The sequence below is a fragment of the Rhodophyticola sp. CCM32 genome (assembly GCF_004751985.1).
GTDB lineage: Bacteria > Pseudomonadota > Alphaproteobacteria > Rhodobacterales > Rhodobacteraceae > Rhodophyticola.
Genome location: NZ_CP038492.1, coordinates 1829981 through 1848398, shown reverse-complemented (window position 1 = coordinate 1848398; position 18418 = coordinate 1829981). Strand labels below are relative to the sequence as shown.

General features: G+C 63.3%; 12 protein-coding genes and 2 pseudogenes. 11 read left to right on the top strand and 3 right to left on the bottom strand.

The genetic code is table 11. The features are described 5' to 3' along the window. The first annotated feature begins 93 nt into the window (after positions 1-93). The 7 genes and pseudogenes from E2K80_RS09025 (at position 94) to E2K80_RS08995 (ending at position 8602) form a co-directional block, all read left to right on the top strand. A complete protein-coding gene (locus E2K80_RS09025) occupies positions 94-1506 on the top strand; it encodes a YcjX family protein (RefSeq protein ID WP_135374716.1) in 1413 nt (470 codons plus the stop codon). Next, positions 1503-1946, top strand: coding sequence for a GNAT family N-acetyltransferase (locus E2K80_RS09020; protein WP_135374715.1), 444 nt, complete (start codon positions 1503-1505; stop codon positions 1944-1946). The genes E2K80_RS09025 and E2K80_RS09020 overlap by 4 nt, the downstream gene beginning before the upstream one ends. Next, positions 1943-2944, top strand: coding sequence for a YcjF family protein (locus E2K80_RS09015; RefSeq protein WP_135374714.1), 1002 nt, complete (start codon positions 1943-1945; stop codon positions 2942-2944). The genes E2K80_RS09020 and E2K80_RS09015 overlap by 4 nt, the downstream gene beginning before the upstream one ends. Positions 2945-3012: 68 nt before the next feature. Next, on the top strand, positions 3013-3924 hold the full coding sequence (locus E2K80_RS09010) for a DMT family transporter (RefSeq protein ID WP_135374713.1): 912 nt from the start codon (positions 3013-3015) through the stop codon (positions 3922-3924). Positions 3925-4151: 227 nt separating this feature from the next. Next, complete coding sequence (gene ileS, locus E2K80_RS09005) at positions 4152-7121, top strand: isoleucine--tRNA ligase (protein ID WP_135374711.1); 2970 nt, start codon at positions 4152-4154, stop codon at positions 7119-7121. A 170-nt stretch (positions 7122-7291) separates the two neighbouring features. Continuing rightward, positions 7292-8140, top strand: a pseudogene (gene yghU / locus E2K80_RS09000) (glutathione-dependent disulfide-bond oxidoreductase); the annotation flags it as partial. A gap of 3 nt (positions 8141-8143) precedes the next feature. Next, entirely contained in the window at positions 8144-8602 is a 459-nt protein-coding gene (locus E2K80_RS08995; RefSeq protein ID WP_135374709.1) for a methylated-DNA--[protein]-cysteine S-methyltransferase, read from the top strand. A gap of 57 nt (positions 8603-8659) precedes the next feature. On the opposite strand, the pseudogene ygfZ reads toward E2K80_RS08995, so the two are convergent. After that, positions 8660-9426, bottom strand: a pseudogene (gene ygfZ, locus E2K80_RS08990) (CAF17-like 4Fe-4S cluster assembly/insertion protein YgfZ). A gap of 127 nt (positions 9427-9553) precedes the next feature. Between ygfZ and E2K80_RS08985 the strand changes: the two are divergent. Further along, positions 9554-10747 carry a pyridoxal-phosphate-dependent aminotransferase family protein gene (locus E2K80_RS08985; RefSeq protein ID WP_135374705.1) on the top strand — a complete coding sequence of 398 codons (1194 nt, stop codon included), beginning with the start codon at positions 9554-9556 and terminating at the stop codon, positions 10745-10747. A 2-nt stretch (positions 10748-10749) separates the two neighbouring features. Here the strand turns inward: E2K80_RS08985 and E2K80_RS08980 are convergent, their stop codons facing one another. Together E2K80_RS08980 and E2K80_RS08975 are read right to left on the bottom strand one after the other, a co-directional pair. Then, complete coding sequence (locus tag E2K80_RS08980) at positions 10750-11862, bottom strand: pyridoxal phosphate-dependent aminotransferase (RefSeq protein WP_135374703.1); 1113 nt, start codon at positions 11860-11862, stop codon at positions 10750-10752. A gap of 42 nt (positions 11863-11904) precedes the next feature. After that, positions 11905-14793, bottom strand: coding sequence for a valine--tRNA ligase (locus tag E2K80_RS08975; RefSeq protein ID WP_135374701.1), 2889 nt, complete (start codon positions 14791-14793; stop codon positions 11905-11907). Between the two features lie 153 nt (positions 14794-14946). Here E2K80_RS08975 and E2K80_RS08970 point away from each other — a divergent pair, with 153 nt between their 5' ends. From E2K80_RS08970 to E2K80_RS19795, 3 genes are read left to right on the top strand one after another with little or no spacing between them, the layout of a single operon-like run. Next, positions 14947-17247 (top strand): xanthine dehydrogenase family protein molybdopterin-binding subunit, encoded by a 2301-nt coding sequence (locus E2K80_RS08970; protein WP_135374699.1) that lies wholly within the window; start codon positions 14947-14949, stop codon positions 17245-17247. Continuing rightward, entirely contained in the window at positions 17234-17818 is a 585-nt protein-coding gene (locus E2K80_RS19800) for a phospholipase effector Tle1 domain-containing protein (RefSeq protein WP_274379260.1), read from the top strand. The genes E2K80_RS08970 and E2K80_RS19800 overlap by 14 nt, the downstream gene beginning before the upstream one ends. Continuing rightward, positions 17788-18411, top strand: coding sequence for a phospholipase effector Tle1 domain-containing protein (locus tag E2K80_RS19795; RefSeq protein WP_274379259.1), 624 nt, complete (start codon positions 17788-17790; stop codon positions 18409-18411). The genes E2K80_RS19800 and E2K80_RS19795 overlap by 31 nt, the downstream gene beginning before the upstream one ends. Positions 18412-18418 lie beyond the last annotated feature (7 nt).

The window sequence follows — 18418 nt, the reverse complement described above, 5'->3', positions numbered from 1 at the left end:
ACCCCAATCTGCGGGTCCGTGCAATCAGCCCTGTAAACCGCCCCCCGCAATGTTTATTCTTTGTGATCGAGGCACAGGAAGGGCAGACAGGCAGTGGTCATCGGAACAATAGCGGACACTCTGGGCCGGGGGATCGAGGGCGTCACCTCCACCGTGGCCGAGAGCTTTCTGGATCCGGTGATCCGTCTGGGTGTCACCGGGCTCAGCCGTGCGGGCAAGACCGTTTTCATCACCGCGCTGGTGGCCAATCTGCTGGACCGGGGGCGGATGCCCGGGCTTGCGGCGGCGCAATCGGGTCGTATTCAGGCCGCGTTCCTGCAACCGCAGCCCGATGATACGGTGCCACGGTTCGAGTTTGAAACCCATCTGGCAGCACTGACCGGCCCGGCACCATTCTGGCCCGAAAGCACAAGGCAGGTTTCAGAACTGCGCCTGTCGCTGCGGGTGCAGCCCACCGGGTTGCTGTCGGGCCTGTCCGGGCCGCGTACCGTGCATCTGGATATCGTGGATTACCCCGGGGAATGGCTGCTGGATCTGGCGGTGCTGGATCAAAGCTATGACCAATGGGCCGCCGATGCGCTGGCACAGGCCAAAACCCGCCCCGGCGGCGCGGGTTATCTGGCCTGCCTTGCCGGGCTGGACCCCGCCGCCCGGTTGCAGGAACCCCGCGCACAGGCCCTGGCAAAGGCCTATACGGAGTATCTGACCACTGCGCGCGCGGCGGGGTTTTCCGATTACACGCCGGGCCGGTTCCTGCTGCCCGGCGAATTGGAGGGCAGCCCGGTGCTGACCTTTGCGCCGCTGCCGCCATCGGCGGCGCCGCGCGGCTCGCTTGCCCGCGAATTCGCCCGCCGCTACGAGGCCTATAAATCGCAGGTGGTCAAACCCTTCTTCCGCAATCATTTTGCCCGGCTGGACCGGCAGATCGTGCTGGTCGATGCGCTTGGAGCGATTCATTCCGGCCCCCCGGCGGTGGAGGATTTACGTCGCACGATGGCGCATATTCTGGGCGCGTTCCGCCCGGGCCGGAACCGGTTTCTGACCGCCTTGATGGGGCGGCGGATCGACCGGATTCTCTTTGCCGCCACCAAGGCGGATCATCTGCACCATTCCCAGCACCCGAAACTGACCGCGATCATGGATGCGCTGGTCCGCGATGCCCGCGACCGTGCCGATTTCGCGGGCGCCCAAACCCGCGCCATGGCCATTGCCGCCCTCAGGGCCACGGTGGAGGAGACACGGACCCATGACGGGGCAGAGGTTGATCTGGTGCGCGGCACGCTGCTGGAGGGTGGCAAACAGGCGGCTTTCTATCCCGGGGATCTGCCCGAAGACCCCAAGGCCCTGCTGGTGCCCGCCCGCCAGGGCGACGCCACATGGCTGGACGCTGATTTCGACGTGATGCGCTTCGCCCCCGCCCGACTGGCGCTGAAACCGGGGGAGGGGCCGCCCCATATCCGCCTGGACAGTGCGGCGGATTTTCTGCTGGGGGACAAGCTCAGATGACCCTTGTGACATTGCGCCCGGCCACCCCAGATGATGCGAGCCAACTGGCCCGGATTCTCACCGGCTGGATCACGGAAACCCTTTGGATGTCGCGCCTGCATTCGGATGCCGGGACAGAGGCTTTTCTCACCCGGCAGATTGCCGATACTTCGGTGATTGTGCTGTGTGACGGGGCGATGCCACAGGGGTTTCTGGCCCGGGCGGGGGAGGAGATCACCTGTCTCTACCTGTCAGCAGAGGCGCGCGGGCGGGGCCATGGCGCGCGATTGCTGGAGGATGCGAAAACCGCGCAACCCCGCCTGCAACTCTGGACCTTTCAGGCCAATGCCGCCGCGCGGCGGTTTTATGCCCGCAACGGGTTTGCCGAGATTGCCCGGACCGATGGCGCGGCGAATGATGAAAACCTGCCGGATGTGCAACTGGAATGGACCCGCCGATGACCGACCGCAAAGGCCCCGTGCTGATCGAACTGGAGGAGGCGCCGGAACCGGGGCCGGGCAATGCGCCGCCGGTGCCGGATACGGGCCTGCCCGTGGCCAGCGGTCAGGCGATGCAGACCATGGCGGTTCTGGCCACCCGCCGGTCGTCACGTCTGGCCCGGTTTTTCTGGGCAGCAGTGCTGGCGCTGTTCGGTTTTGTGATCTCGGTCACAGCCTGGAGTTTCGTCACCGGGCTTCTGGCCGCCAATCCGATCCTGGGCTGGGCCGCGACCGGGCTGGTGGGGCTGGTTCTGCTGGCGCTTCTGCTGATCGCGCTGAAAGAGGCGGCGGCGTTTTCACGTCTGGGCCGTCTGGATCATCTCAGGGGCGAGGCGGAGGCCGCGCTTGGCACCGGTGATCTGACCGCCGCGCGGGATGTCGCAACCCGGCTTTCGGCGCTTTACAGGGGCCGGGCTGAGCTGCGCCTTGGGCGGGAGACACTGGACCGCCGCATGGGCGATGTTTTCGATGCGGAAAGCCTGTTCGCGCTGGTTGAGGCGGAGCTTCTGGTCCCGCTTGATCTGGCCGCACAGCGCGAGGTGGAGGCCGCCGCCCGGCAGGTGGCCACGGTCACTGCGCTGGTGCCGATTGCGCTGGCCGATGTGGTCACGGCATTGACGGTGAACCTGCGGATGATCCGCCGGATTGCCGAGATTTATGGCGGCCGGTCCGGCACGCTTGGCGCCTGGCGGCTGACCCGCGCGGTGCTGGCCCATCTGGTGGCAACCGGGGCTGTGGCCGTGGGCGATGACATGATCGGCTCGGTCGCGGGCGGGTCGGTCCTGTCGAAGATCTCCCGCCGCTTTGGCGAGGGTGTGATCAATGGCGCGCTGACCGCCCGGGTCGGTGTTGCGGCGATGGAGGTGTGTCGCCCGCTGCCCTTCGGCGACAATCGCCGCCCAGGTGTGACCACATTGGTCAGGCGGGCCCTGACCGGGTTGTTCGGCCAGAAAGACTGACCCGTGCGGCTCATCACCCGGGGCGATTGCCCGCTGACATTCCTGCGCAAACATGTCAGCCATGGCCCATGAATACGGATAGACCCCTTTTGGGCATCGCCCTGATGCTTGGCTTTTGCGCCGTGATCCCGATGGCCGATGCGCTGGCGAAAGTTCTTGGCGATACCTTTCCGCTGTTGCAGTTGATCCTTGTGCGGTTCGGGGCGCAGGCCGGGCTGCTTCTGCCGATCGCGCTGGCGATGCGCGTTTCCCTCTTCCCGTCGGCGCGGGTTGTGCGGCTGGCAGGGATGCGTGCGCTTCTGCAGGTCTTTGGCATGGGCCTGATGTTCACCGCGCTGCGCTATCTTCCGCTGGCCGATGCGGTGGCCATCGCCTTTGTGATGCCGTTCATCATGCTGATCCTCGGGAAATACGCGCTGGGGGAGGAGGTCGGCCCCCGTCGGCTGGCCGCCTGCGCCGTGGGGTTCATCGGCACGCTTATGGTGGTTCAGCCCAGCTTTGCCGAGATCGGCGCGCCCGCCCTGCTGCCACTTGGCGTGGCGCTGATATTCGCGTTGTTCATGCTGGTCACCCGGACAATCGCCAAAGAGGTCGACCCGGTGGCGCTTCAGGCGGTTTCCGGGCTGATGGCTTTGCCGTTCCTGTTGCTGCTGTTTATCTTCGCACCGGGGCCGGGCCAGCCGCCGATGATCGGCTGGGTGATGCCCGCAGGTGCCGAGCTTTGGCTGCTGGTGGCAGTTGGTGTTCTGGGGGCGATCGGCCATCTGCTGATGACATGGAGCCTGCGCTTTGCACCCTCGGCCACGCTGGCCCCGATGCAATATCTGGAGATTCCGGTGGCCACCCTGATCGGCTGGATGATCTTTCAGGATCTGCCGGACGGGCTGGCGGCGGTGGGCATTCTGCTGACCATCGCCTCGGGGCTCTATATCGTGCTGCGTGAACGGGCGATGGCCCGGATTGCCCCGCCTGCGGTATAGACCAAGACCCGCGCCACTTGCCTCCCCATGTTTCCATCACACTGCGATCGGTATCTTTACCCCGCAGAAGACCGGGCCTATAACCCGGCCCATGAGATATCGTACGCTGCGCATCATCATTCGAATTACACACCCGGCTCTCTGAGATTTGAGATGCCGGGACAAGGTGTTTGAGCCATCGCACCGCCCAAGATTTCCGAAAATATCCGAGATGAAGGACGCCAGATATGTGCGCCGATACACCCGATCAGACCCCTGATTACAAAGCCACGCTGAACCTGCCGAAAACCGATTTCCCGATGCGTGCGGGCCTGCCCAAACGTGAGCCTGACTGGCTGGCGCGATGGGAAAGGATCGGCGTCTATGACAGGCTGCGCCAGAAGGCGGAAGGCCGCAAGCCGTTCACGCTCCATGACGGGCCGCCCTATGCCAATGGCCATCTGCATATCGGGCACGCGCTGAACAAGATCCTGAAAGACATGGTTGTGCGCAGCCAGCAGATGATGGGCCGCGATGCCCGCTATATCCCCGGATGGGATTGCCACGGGCTGCCCATCGAATGGAAGATCGAAGAGAAATACCGCCAGAAAGGCCGCGACAAGGATGCGGTGCCGGTGGTTGAATTCCGTCAGGAATGCCGGGATTTCGCTGCCGGTTGGGTCGATGTTCAGCGCGCGGAATTCAAACGCCTTGGCGTCACCGGCACATGGGAAACCCCCTATCTGACGATGGATTTTCACGCCGAACGGGTGATTGCAGAGGAATTCCAGACCTTCCTGATGAACGGCACCCTCTATCAGGGCTCGAAACCGGTGATGTGGAGCCCGGTGGAAAAGACCGCCCTGGCCGAGGCCGAGGTGGAATATCACGACCATCAAAGCCATACGATCTGGGTCACGTTCCCGGTGCTCAGCGACACGCGCACCGATCCGCTGGTGACCGGCGCGGGGCTGACACCGGGCCGGGTGGAGCCGCTTGGCGATCTGGATGGCGCGCATGTGGTGATCTGGACAACCACAGCCTGGACCATGCCGCAGAACCGGGCGATCTGTTTCGGGCCTGATATTTCCTATGGTCTTTACGAAGTCACCGGCCGGCCCGAGGAATGCTGGGCCCGGATCGGCCGGCGCTATCTGATGGCCGATGCACTGGCGGAAAGCATCTTCACCCAGGCCCGTCTGGATGACGGCATGTATCGCCGCCTGCGCGATGTGACTGCCGATGAACTGGGGACGCTGGCCTGTGCCCATCCCCTGCGTGGCGCCGAAGGCGCAGATGGGGAGTGGGATTTCGATGTGCCGCTTCTGCCCGGCGATCATGTGACCGAGGAGGCGGGCACAGGCTTTGTTCATACCGCCCCCAGCCATGGCGATGATGATTATCAGATCGGCGTCAGATACGGGCTGCCGATGACCTATAACGTGCTGGAAGATGGCTCTTTCCGGCCTGATCTGCCGTTTTTCGGCGGTGCGCTGATCCTCAAGCCCAATGGCAAGGAGGGCAATGCCAATACCGCCGTGATCGACAAGCTGGTCGAGATGGGGGCCCTGCTGGCCCGGGGCCGCCTGAAACACAGCTACCCCCATAGCTGGCGGTCGAAAGCGCCGCTGATCTATCGCAACACGCCGCAATGGTTCGCTGCCATCGACCAGGAGGTCGGCGACGGGCAGGATACCTATGGCAAGACGATCCGCGAGCGGGCGCTCACCTCGATCGATCAACTGGTGACATGGACCCCGAAAACCGGGCGCAACCGGCTTCACAGCATGATCGAGGCGCGCCCTGACTGGGTGCTCTCGCGGCAGCGCGCCTGGGGCGTGCCGCTCACCTGTTTCGTGAGGAAAGGCGCCAGGCCGACAGATGCGGATTTCCTGCTGCGCGATCCGGCGGTCAATGCCCGCATCCTCGCCGCGTTCGAGGAAGAAGGCGCCGATGCCTGGTATCAGGACGGGGCGAAAGAGCGGTTTTTGGGCCAGAATCACGATGCCGGGGAGTATGAGCAGGTTTTTGATATCCTTGATGTCTGGTTCGACAGCGGCTCCACCCATGCCTTTGTGCTGCGGGATCGCAAGGACGGGTCCGAAGACGGTATTGCCGATGTCTATCTGGAAGGCACCGACCAGCATCGCGGCTGGTTCCATTCCTCGATGCTGCAGGCCTGCGGCACCAAGGGGCGCGCGCCCTATCGCGCGGTGGTGACCCATGCTTTCACGCTGGATGAAAAGGGCATGAAAATGTCCAAGAGCCTGGGCAACACCATCGTGCCCGAGGAGGTCGTCAGGCAATATGGCGCCGATATCCTGCGGCTTTGGGTGGCGCAGACCGATTATGTGCATGACCACCGGATCGGGCCGGAAATCCTGAAAGGTGTGGCTGACAGCTATCGCCGCCTGCGCAACACGATGCGGTTCATGCTGGGCAGCCTTGCCGATTTCACCGAGGCCGACCGGCTGGACCCTTCCCAGATGCCCGAGCTGGAACGCTGGGTGCTGCACCGGCTGGCCGAACTGGATCAGGTGGTGCGCGACGGCTATGCCACATATGATTTTCAGGGCGTGTTCCAGGCGGTTTTCACCTTTGCCACCACCGATCTCAGCGCCTTCTATTTCGACATCCGCAAGGATGCGCTTTATTGCGATGGTGACACGCTGCGCAGGCGTGCGGCACGCACGGTTCTGGATATCCTGTTCCACCGGCTGACCACATGGCTGGCCCCGGTTCTGGTCTTCACCATGGAAGAGGTCTGGCTGGAACGCTTCCCCGGCGAGGATAGCAGCGTGCATCTGACCGATATCCCGGAAACGCCCACGGACTGGCATGATGAGGCACTGGCGGCCAAATGGAGCAAAATCCGCACCGCCCGCCGGGTTGTCACCGCGGCCCTTGAAATCCAACGTCAGGACAAGGTGATCGGTGCCTCGCTTGAGGCTGCCCCGGTGGTCCATATCCGCGATGCAGACATGCGTGATGTGCTGCACTCGGTCGCGTTCGAGGATATCACCATCACCTCTGACCTGACGCTGACCGGCGATCCGGCCCCGGCCGAGGCCTTCCGCCTGCCCGAGGCTGAGGGGATCGGTGTGGTGTTCGAACCGGCGGAGGGTCAGAAATGCCAGCGCTGCTGGAAAATCCTGCCCGATGTGGGCCGCCACGCGCATCCGGGCGTTTGTGGCCGCTGCAGTACGGCCCTGGGTTAGCCCGGAACGCGGCCTTCCGGGGCCGCGTTTCAACCATGTGTGAACAGGGCGGATTTCAAGGGTGCATTCCTGCACAGGACCCTGCGCCTTTGGTTTCGATCCGAAGCGCGCTATCACCCTGTGACATTGCTTCAACGCGAAGGACCTGCGCCGATGAGTGAGACCTATACCCCCCCGCCGTCTGGACATGGGACGCCTCCAACGGTGGTGAATTTGCCGCGATCAACCGCCCCATCGCCGGGCCGACCCATGACAAGGACCGGCCCCTGGGCGAGCATCCGTTGCAGCTTTATTCACTGGCCACACCCAACGGGGTGAAGGTGACGGTGCTGCTGGAGGAATTGCTGGCCGCCGGTCACACGGATGCCGAATATGACGCCTGGCTGATCAACATCACCGAAGGCGAACAGTTCAGCAGCGGCTTTGTCGATGCCAACCCGAATTCCAAAATCCCCGCGCTGATGGATCATTCCACCACACCGCCCACACGGATTTTCGAATCCGGTGCGATCCTGCTTTATCTGGCCGAGAAACACGGCGCCTTTCTGACCGATGCCAACGCCCGGCCCGAAATGCTGTCCTGGCTGTTCTGGCAGATGGGATCGGCCCCCTATCTTGGCGGCGGTTTCGGCCATTTCTACGCCTATGCGCCCGAGAAATGGCAATACCCGATTGACCGTTTCGCGATGGAAACCAAACGCCAGCTTGATGTGCTGAACCGCCATCTGGCGGACAAAGACTGGATGGCGGGCGGCACCTATACCATCGCCGATATGGCGATCTGGTCCTGGTATGGGCAACTGGTTCTGGGCCGTCTTTACAACGCGGCGGAGTTTCTGGATGTGGCCAGCTATACCCATGTGGTGGATTGGGCGACCCGGATCGACGCGCGCCCCGCAGTGCAGCGCGGGCGGATGGTGAACCGCGCCTTCGGTGAACCCGAGATGCAGCTTCATGAACGCCATGATGCCAGCGATTTCGAGACACGGACCCAGGACAAGCTGGATACTGCGGAGTAACCGATGCAGGCCCATGCAAGCGTCGAAACCCCCGTCGGCGAGCTGACCCTGACCGAAGAGGACGGCGCTATCACCGCCGTCAATTGGAGGGCCGGGGAAGGGGCGGCAAAGACACCGGTTCTACATCAGGCGGTGACCGAGCTTGAGGCCTATTTCGCAGGCGATCTGACCGAATTCACCGTGCCGATGGCCCCCAGAGGCTCGGCCTTTCAAGTCGCGGTCTGTGACGCCATTGCGCAGATCCCCTTTGGCTATACCCGCACCTATGGAGAGATTGCCGCCGATCTGGGCCAGTCCGCGCAATCCGTGGGGCAGGCCTGCGGTAGCAATCCGATCCCGGTTCTGATCCCCTGCCACAGGGTCATGGGGGCCAAAGGGCTGACCGGGTTTTCAGGCGCGGGCGGGGTGGAAACCAAGGTGGCGCTGCTGCGCCATGAGGGTGCTGCCTCGCTTCTGATCTGAGGAGGTGGAATTCTCAGGAATTCCACAAGGAAAACGCGGGTTTTCCGCCCCTCTGGTTTATCCCTGTGCGCCCGGCCAGATCAGCCGCGCCTCCCCGGCGGTCATCTCCCCCCCGCCCGGTCAAACCGCAGATAGGTCAGCGCGCGTGCGCCCGATTGCGTGTAAAGCCTGCCTGCCGGGCGCTCCCCCGCCATGATCTCGGTGCCCAATGGGGCCGATCCGTCGATCTCCACCTGTGCCAGACCCTTGCGCAATACGGTCTTGTGTTTCATCCGGGCGGTCACTTCCTGACCCACATAGCAGCCTTTGCGATGATCCACGCCGGACAGCCGGTCAAACCCCATCTCCAGAATGAAACTTTCCTCCGGCACCAGTTCAACGCCCGTCTCGGGGATCATATGGGCGACGCGCAGCGCATCCCAGTCGACCGGCGGCCCGGTGTCTTCCGCCGTCAGGCCATATCCACGCCAGCCAAGGGCCGGGTCGCGCGGGTCCGCCCAGGCCCCATCCGGCAGTTTTCCCAGCCCCCGCACCACATCTGTGCCGCTGTCTTCAATCGTCACATCGGCGCGCAATTTATACATCATCAACCGCGGCGCCAGCTTTGGCGCGATCTCGGCCTTGACGTCCAGAAGGATGTGATCCCCCTGATCCAGAAGGAAAAAATCAGCCAGATATTTCCCCTGCGGTGTCAGCAGGGCGGCATAGGCCAGCCCCTCGCCCGCGGGCTTCAGGTCATTGGTCACCAGACCATGCAGAAAATGCCCCCGGTCGGTCCCGCCGATTTTCAGCACTGTCCGGTCTGTCGCCTTTTCACCGGGCATATCACCGCTCCTGATGTTTGAAATCACAGCTAATCATGACCCGGGCCCTGTCAGGACCGGTCCGCCCGATTGACCGGGCGCATTCCCCGATTTACCTCTGTTTCACCTGTGAAAGGAATACCTGATTATGAGTCTCGCCAACGGTCGCCATTACCTCGCCATTCCCGGCCCTTCGGTCATGCCCGACCGTGTGTTGCAGGCGATGCATCGCCCCGCGCCCAATATCTATACCGGTGAGTTGATAGATATGGTTGCGGGCATTGTGCCCGACCTCAAAACTGTGGCTGATACCGGCCATAATGTGGCGATGTATATCGCCAATGGCCATGGCGCGTGGGAGGCCGCACTGACCAACACGCTGTCGCGCGGTGATACAATCCTGATCCTTGCCACCGGGCGGTTCTGCCTTGGCTGGGGTGAGATGGCCACAGCGCTTGGCATCACCGCCGAAATCATTGATTTCGGGCATGCATCCGCCATTGATATGGATCAGGTGGCAGAGGCGCTTGCAGCGGATAAGGATCATAAAATCAAGGCGGTGCTGGCGGTGCAGGTCGATACTGCAAGCTCTGTCAAAAATGACATTCCGGCCCTGCGCCGCACGCTGGATGCGGCGGAACATCCGGCGCTGCTTTTCTCGGACAATATCGCCTGCCTTGGCTGTGATGAGTTTCACATGGATGACTGGGGTGTCGATCTGATGGTCACCGGCAGCCAGAAGGGCCTGATGACCCCGCCGGGGATGAGCTTTGTCTATTTCAATGCCAAAGCCGATGCTGCCCGTGACAAGGCCGGTCTGGTCACGCCCTATTGGGATTGGCGCCCGCGCATCGACCCGGATGTCTTCTATCGCTATTTCTGCGGCACGGCGCCGACCCATCATATCTATGGGCTGCGCGTGGCGCTGGACATGATCCTGAAAGAGGAAGGGTTAAAACAGGTCTGGGCCCGCCACGCCACGCTGGCCCGTGCGGTCTGGACCGCGTTTGACACCTGGGGGCAGGGCGGGCATTTGCGTCTGAATATCGCCGATGCAGCCCGGCGCAGCCATGCGGTGACCACGGTCAATATGGGCGGTGGCCAGGGGGCGCAGATGCGTGCATGGATGTCTGAACAGGCCGGTGTGACCCTTGGTATTCCGCTTGGCATGGATCATGCGCCGGATGATTTCTTTCGCATCGGCCATATGGGCCATGTGAATGCGCAGATGGTTCTGGGTGTTTTGGGCAGCCTGCAGGCCGGCATGGCCGCCTTGCAAATCCCCCATGAGGCAAGCGGGTTGGCAGCCGCGACCGAGGTGATCGCAGGGGCTGACGCTTAGGGTCAGGCGCTCCGCCCCGCTTCGGTCAACGCCTCTGGCAAGGCGGCTTCGAACAAGGCCAGATCGGCCTCGGGTCCGCAGGACACGCGGATGCAGCGATCCTGCGGCGGGGTGAAGGGCATCCGCACGAATATGCCACGGGCCAGCAGGGCGGCCACCACCGCCTTGGCGAAATCGCCGTCAGCGCCGCAGTCGATGGTGACGAAATTTGTGGCCGAGGGCAGGGGGATCAGCCCGTTATCCCGCGCGATCCGGTCGATCCTGGCGCGGGCCTGACCGATCCGCGTGCGGGTTGCGTTCAGATAGTCCTGATCGGCCAATGCGGCCAAAGCGGCGGCCTGTGCCACCCGGCCGACACCGAAATGATTGCGGATCTTGTTGAAACCGGTGATCAGATCCGCCTCTGCCAGGGCATAGCCCACGCGCATCCCGGCAAGCCCGTAAGCCTTTGAAAAGGTGCGCAGCCTTATGACGCGACCGTCATCCATATCCAGCGGCGGCGCAGTGCCGTCCGGGGCGGTATCCACATAGGCTTCGTCCAGCGCCAGCAGGCAGCCCTCGGGCAGGGCGTCAATCATCGCCTGCAGGGTGTCGGCGCTGTGCCAGCTTCCCATCGGGTTGTCCGGATTGGCGAGATAGATCAGCTTTGCGCGCGCCTCGCGGGCGCGGGTGATCAGCGCCTCGGGGTTTTCATGATCGCCCTGATAGGGCACCGCGTGCAGGACGCCGCCAAAACCCGCCACATGATAGGTGAAGGTCGGATAGGCCCCGGCAGAGGTCACCACCGCATCGCCGGGGGCGATCAGCAACCGGGCGAGATAGCCCAGAATCCCGTCAATCCCTTCACCCACAAGGATATTTTCCATCGCCACCCCATGATGCCGGGCCAGCGCCTGGCGCAGATCAAAGGCTTCCGGGTCGCCATACATCCAGGCATCCGGCGCCGCAGCGGAAATGGCCCGCAGGACCGAAGGCGCGGGGCCGAACACGCTTTCATTCGCGCCCAGCCGGGCGGCAAACCGGGCCTTGCGGCTGCGTTCCTGGGTTTCGGGGCCGACAAAGGGCACCGAGGCGGGCAGGGTTTCGACGAGTCTGGTATAGCGCGGTCCGGTCATGGGGCGCAGGAAAAGCGGAAACCGGGGCAGAGTGCAAGCCTTTCAGGCAAGCTCTGCCAGCCGGGTCAGCGCATCCCTGATCTTGCCTTCTTCCGCTTCGCGGGCGGCCAGATTGCTGCGGGTTTCCTCGACCACTTCGGGCGGCGCGCTTGCGGCGAATTTCGGGTTGTTCAGCCGTCCGCGCAGCCCGCCCAACTCCTTGGCAAGCTTGCCCAGCACTTTCTCAAGCCGGGCCTTTTCTTCGGCAACGTCGATCAGATCAGCAATCGGCAGGCCGAAAACGCCGCCCTCAACCGCGACCGTCACAGCGCCTTTCGGCAGGGTTTCAACCGGTGTCACACTGTCAACCCGCGCGATCCGCTGGATAATCGCGGCATTGCGGTTCCAGGCGGCTTGCCCGCGCGCATCCAGTTCCGCCTGCAACAGCGGCACTTTCAGACCGGCGGGCACATGCATCTGCATGCGGATTGAACGGATTTCCTCGATCACGGCAATGACCCAGGTGATTTCGCGCGCTGCCTCTGCGTCGATCAGTTCCGCCCCGTATTCGGGCCAGTCCGCGTGGATCAGCATCTTGTCCCGCGCGGCGATCTGACCCCAAAGCTCCTCGGTGATAAACGGCATCACCGGGTGCAGCAGGATCAGGCACTGGTCGATCACCCAGGCCATGGTGGCGCGGGTCTCAGCCATCACAGCCTCGTCGCCGCTGGCAAAAAGCGGTTTGGCAAATTCCAGATACCAGTCACAGACCCGGCCCCAGGTTGTGGCGTAAAGCCCGCCCGCCGCGTCGTTGAACCGATAAGCGGTCAAGGCCTCATCATGGGCAACGCGAGCCCGCGCGATTTCGCCCACGATCCATTTATTGACCGTCTGGGTGACGCTGGCGGGGTCGAAACCGGCAACGGGCTTGCAGTCATTCATCTCGGCAAAGCGGGCAGCGTTCCACAATTTGGTGCCGAAATTGCGATACCCCGCGACCCGGTCATCGGAAAGTTTCACATCGCGCCCCATGGCGGCCATGGACGCCATGGTGAAGCGCAGCGCGTCGGCGCCATAGCTGTCGATCAGGTCGAGCGGGTCAAGGACATTGCCGACGGATTTCGACATTTTCCGGCCCTTTTCATCGCGGACAAGGGCGTGGACATAGACATCTTTGAATGGGACTTCGTCCACCACGGCAAGCTGCATCATCATCATCCGGGCGACCCAGAAAAAGATGATGTCGAAAGCTGTAATGAGGGTGGAAGTCGGGAAATAGCGTTCCAGTTCAGGCGTTTGCTCGGGCCAGCCAAGGGTGCCGATGGGCCAGAGCCCCGAGGAAAACCAGGTGTCGAGGACGTCGGGGTCGCGGGTGAGCTTACCGAGATGATCGTCAGAGACAGCGTCATTGTCGCCATCCGCAAGCTTGACCATAGTGTAGGCTTCTTCCACCTCGTCTTTCAGGCTTCGTTCGTTGCTTTGCCGCTCGTGAAAAGTTACCGCTTTCTCGTATGCTTCAAGAACGGTTGGCGCACAAAACTCGTTGCCCAATCCATCATACCAAACCGGAATCTGATGCCCCCACCAAAGCTGCCGTGAAATGGTCCAGGGCTGGATATTCTCCAGCCAGTGGATATAGACCTTCCGGTGCTGCTCGGGCATGATGTTGGTGCGCCCGTCCCGCACCGCTTCCAGCGCCGGTCCGACGATTTTCGCGGTGTCCACGAACCATTGATCGGTCAGGAACGGCTCCACCGCGGTTTTGGAGCGGTCGCCATGGGGCACCATGTGCCGGTCCGCGTCGATCCCGTCGAGCCAGCCGTCATCCCCGGCCCAGGTGACAATCGCATCGCGGGCCTCATAACGGTCGGCGCCGTCCAGCCGCTCAACGGCCGCAGCGATCATCTCTGCCGGGCAGTCTTTTGCGAAATCGCGATTGTCGCGCAGCGCCATCGCGGCCCTGGTGTCCATCACATTGATCACCCGCAGGCCCGCGCGCTGGCCCACATCCCAGTCGTTGAAATCATGGGCCGGGGTGATTTTCACCGCACCGGTGCCCTTTTCCGGGTCGGCATAGGCATCGGCGACAATCGGGATACGCCGCCCGGTGATCGGCAGGATCACATGTTTGCCGATCAGATGGGCATAGCGCGGGTCATCGGGGTGGACGGCCACACCGGTATCCCCCAGCATGGTTTCGGGGCGGGTGGTGGCGACAGTCAGGTATTCGCGGGTCTCGGTTTCGGTGATGTTGCCGTCATCGTCAAAAGCGATTGGGTGATCATAGCTTTCGCCATCCTCCAGCGCATAGCGCAGACGCCACATATGACCGTCTTTCTCGATCTGTTCGACTTCCAGATCGGAAATGGCCGATTCAAAATGTGGGTCCCAGTTCACCAGACGGTTGCCGCGATAGATATAGCCCTTGTCATGGAACTCGACGAAGGTCTTGATCACCGCATCATGGAAATTCGGCGAAGTCTCGTGGCCCGCGCGTTTTTCCCCCGGTGCGCCCGCCATCGTAAAGGCGTTGCGCGACCAGTCGCAGGACGCCCCAAGCCGCTTGAGCTGGCCGATGATGCCATTGGCGGTGCGTTCCTTATACGCCCATGCGATCTCAAGAAATTCGTCGCGTGACATATCTGTCCGGCGGCGATTGGACTGGGCGAGTTCCTTTTCAACCGCCAGTTGCAGCGCGATACCCGCATGGTCCTGCCCGGGCTGCCAGAGCGTGTCAAAGCCGCGCATCCGGTGCCAGCGGGTCAGGATATCCTGCAACGTGTTGTTGAAGGCGTGCCCCACATGCAGCGACCCGTTCACATTGGGCGGCGGGATCATGATGCAGAAGGTTTCATCCCGCGACGCGTTTGCGCCGGCTTTGAACGCGCCTTTGGCTTCCCATTCCGCGTAGATGCGCGGCTCGGCTGTGGCTGCGTCGAATGTCTTTTCCATCGCCTTGTACCCTTGGGGTTTTCTCGTGTCCGGGATCATCTAGCGAAGCGGGCGGGAAAGGCCAAGCCTTGATCCCCGTTTGCGGCCTCTGGACACTGGCGCAGGGGCCGCTAATCTCTCCCATCAAGGCAGTTTGCTGTGAGGACATACCCCATGACCAAATTCGGAACCAGCCAGCCGGTGCGCCGGTTGGAGGATACCCGCCTGCTGACCGGCCATGGCCGGTATATTGATGATGTGGTGCCAGAGGGCGCGCTTTATGGTTATGTGCTGCGCAGCCCCGTGGCCCATGGAGAGATCACCGAGCTTGAGTTGGATGAGGCGCGCCAGGCGCCGGGGGTGCATCTGGTGCTGGGCGCGGGTGATCTGGTGGCGGCGGGGCTGGCCAATGCAATGAAGTTTTCCACGGTCAAGAACCGGGACGGGTCAGACGGCGCGGCCCCGGTGCGGCCGATTCTGGCGGCGGGCCGGGTGCGGTTCGTGGGTGAGGCGGTGGCCTTTGTCGTGGCCGATACGCTGGCCGAGGCGAAAGACGCGGCAGAGATGATCGGTTTCGATTTCGATACGCTGGAGCCGCATATGGCGCTTTGCCCCGGCGGGGCGGACCTGCATCCCGAGGCGCCGGGTAATCTGGCCTATGACTGGGTGCTGGGCGATGAGGATGCGACCGAAACCGCCCTTGAGGGCGCGGCCCATCGGGTCCGGTTCGAGATCGGCGATAACCGGATCATCGTCAACAGTCTGGAACCGCGCGGCTGCTATGCGGAACCCGATGGCGACCGGCTGCATCTTGCGGTGAACGGGCAGGGGGTCTGGGGCACCAAGGCTGCACTTGCCAGTTGGTTCGGGCTGGAACCGGGGGATGTGCGTGTGACCACGCCCGATGTGGGCGGCGGGTTCGGCATGAAGGGGATGGATTACCCCGAAACCTTTATGGTGGCCCATGCCGCGCGCCATCTGGGCCGCCCGGTGCGCTGGATGTCGGAACGGACCGAGGCGATGCTCAGCGATAATGGCGGGCGCGATCTGGTCTGCGTGGCCGAGCTGGGCTTTGACGCAGACTACCGGATGACCGCCTATCGCATGTCCTCGCTGTCGAATCTGGGGGCCTATAACTCACAATTCGCGCAACCGATCCAAAGCCAGTTGTTTTCCCGTGTGCTGACCGGCGTCTATGATGTGCAGGCCGTGTTCATGAACAATCGCGGTATCTATACCAACACGACCCAGGTGGATGCCTATCGCGGGGCCGGTCGGCCCGAGGCGATCTATACCCTGGAACGCGCGATGGATTACGCGGCGCGCGAGCTGGGTCTCGACCCGCTGGAATTGCGGCGGCGGAGTTTCATCCAGCCCGGTCAGTTCCCCTACCGAACCGCCTCGGGGGAGCTTTACGATGTAGGGGAGTTTGACCGGGTTCTGACCCGCGCCGAGGCCGAGGCGGATCTGGCCGGGTTTGCCGGGCGCAGGGCCGCCAGCGAGGCAGGCGGCAAGCTGCGCGGGCTTGGGGTGTGCTATTACATCGAAAGCATTCTCGGAGACCCGAGCGAGACCGCCCGGATCGAGCTTACCGGGACCGGGGCCCGGGTCTATGTGGGCACGCAGTCAAACGGGCAGGGGCATGAAACGGTCTATGCCCAGTTTGTGCATGACCAGACCGGGTTGCCGATTGAAAGCATCGAGATCGTGCAGGGCGACAGTGATCTGATCGCCAATGGCGGCGGCACCGGGGGCAGCCGTTCGGTCACCACGCAGGGCACCGCGCTGCGCGCCACGGGTACGGCGCTGATCGCCGGGCTGGTGCCGTTTGTGGAGGCGATGCTGGATGTGACGGATATCAGTTTCGATGCGGAGGAAGGTGTGTTTCGCGCGCCGGGGTCAAACACGGTTGTGACCCTGCTGGAGGCGGCAGAGGCCGCCCGTGACGACGGGCAGGAGGCGCTTTGCGTAGCCGAAGAGACCACGAAATTGCCGGGCCGGTCCTATCCCAACGGCTGTCATATCGCCGAGGTGGAGATCGACCGGGAGACCGGCGTGACAGAGGTGGCCCGCTACACGGTGGTGGATGATTTCGGCACGCTGATGAACCCGATGCTGGCCGAGGGGCAGGTGCATGGCGGTGTGGCCCAGGGGATCGGTCAGGCGATCACCGAACATGTGGTCTATGACGCGGACGGGCAGCTTCTGACCGCGAGTTTCATGGATTACGGCATGCCGCGCGCCGATACGATGCCGTTCATTGCCTTCCACGCGGAATCCGTGCCTTCCACCGCCAATCCGCTTGGGATGAAAGGCTGTGGCGAGGCCGGAACCGTAGGGGCGCTGGCGGCTGTGGCCAACGGGGTGCAGGATGCGCTTTGGCCGCTGGGCATCCGCCAGGCCGATATGCCGTTCACGCCGCTACGGGTCTGGGCGATGCTTCAGGAGGCTGAAGGGGCCGTTGCGGCAGAATAGCCGTCTCTGGGCCCGCCTGAAAGGGTTTCGTGCCGCCGCCCCGCCGCCGCGCAGGGATGCGCGTGTGCCGCAATGTCATGTGGTCCTGCTTGACGGCACCATGTCGAGCCTGAGACGGGGCTGGGAGACGAATATCGGGCTGACCTATCGCCTGCTGTCCGAGCTTGGCCCCTCGGCACATGTGACGCTGTATTACGATCCGGGGATTCAGTGGCGCGGGTACCGGCGGGCGCTGGAGGTGCTGGCGGGTATCGGCATCAACCGGCAGATCAAGCGTGCCTATCTGTTTCTGGCCCGGAATTACCAGCCTGGCGACAGGATCGTTCTGATGGGGTTTTCGCGCGGGGCCTATGCGGTCCGTTCTCTGGCGGGGCTGATCGACAGGATGGGGTTGCTGCGCGCGGCCCAGGTCGAGGAAGAGACGCTGACCCGGGTGTATGAGCATTACCGGTCCGACCCCGATGGCCCGCGCGCCGCAGCGTTGAAGGCCAGCCTGTGCCATGCCCGGGTCGAGATCGCGTTTCTGGGGTCTATGACACGGTGCGTGCTTTGGGTCTGCGCTGGCCTGTGATCTGGCGGATCATGGGCAAGCCCCACCCCTATCACAGTGATGCGCTGGGCCCCTCCACCCGGGTGGCGCGCCATGCGCTGGCCCTGGATGAGACGCGGGATGTCTATGCCCCGGTTCTGTGGACGGCCGGGCCGGAGCAGGAGCCGGGGCAGGTCCAGCAGATGTGGTTTCGCGGGGCCCATGGCGATATCGGCGGGCAATTGGGCGGGCGTCTACGGGCGCGGCCCCTGGCGAATATTCCCCTGGTCTGGATGCTGGCGGAGGCAGAGAGTTGCGGCCTGCCGCTGCCGCAGCATTGGCGGATGCGCTATATCACCGATGCCTCGGCCCCGGAACCGGGACGATGTCGGGCTGGGGCAAGCTGTTTCTGGCGCGCCATCGCCGGGTGGTCGGACAGGATGCATCAGAGCAGGTTCACCCCACGGCCCGGGGGGCGGGAACAGGCTGACGGATGGTGGAGCAGCGCGCGTCGCCCCCCCTTCGGGAGCTCTCCTTGCGCCGCGTTGCCACGGGGTTTTTGCGCTGTTGGTGTGAGGTTACAAAACCCGGCGCTTAAGGCGTTTTCCTCAAGGAAAACGGCAGGGAAAACTTGAGTTTTCC

Coding starts and splice junctions, on each gene's coding strand:
- E2K80_RS08970 (WP_135374699.1), top strand. CDS start 14,947: ATGACCAAATTCGGAACCAGCCAGCCGGTGCGCCGGTTGGAGGATACC.
- ileS (WP_135374711.1), top strand. CDS start 4,152: ATGTGCGCCGATACACCCGATCAGACCCCTGATTACAAAGCCACGCTG.
- E2K80_RS08985 (WP_135374705.1), top strand. CDS start 9,554: ATGAGTCTCGCCAACGGTCGCCATTACCTCGCCATTCCCGGCCCTTCG.
- E2K80_RS09015 (WP_135374714.1), top strand. CDS start 1,943: ATGACCGACCGCAAAGGCCCCGTGCTGATCGAACTGGAGGAGGCGCCG.
- E2K80_RS08995 (WP_135374709.1), top strand. CDS start 8,144: ATGCAGGCCCATGCAAGCGTCGAAACCCCCGTCGGCGAGCTGACCCTG.
- E2K80_RS08980 (WP_135374703.1), bottom strand. CDS start 11,862: ATGACCGGACCGCGCTATACCAGACTCGTCGAAACCCTGCCCGCCTCG.
- E2K80_RS09020 (WP_135374715.1), top strand. CDS start 1,503: ATGACCCTTGTGACATTGCGCCCGGCCACCCCAGATGATGCGAGCCAA.
- E2K80_RS09010 (WP_135374713.1), top strand. CDS start 3,013: ATGAATACGGATAGACCCCTTTTGGGCATCGCCCTGATGCTTGGCTTT.
- E2K80_RS08975 (WP_135374701.1), bottom strand. CDS start 14,793: ATGGAAAAGACATTCGACGCAGCCACAGCCGAGCCGCGCATCTACGCG.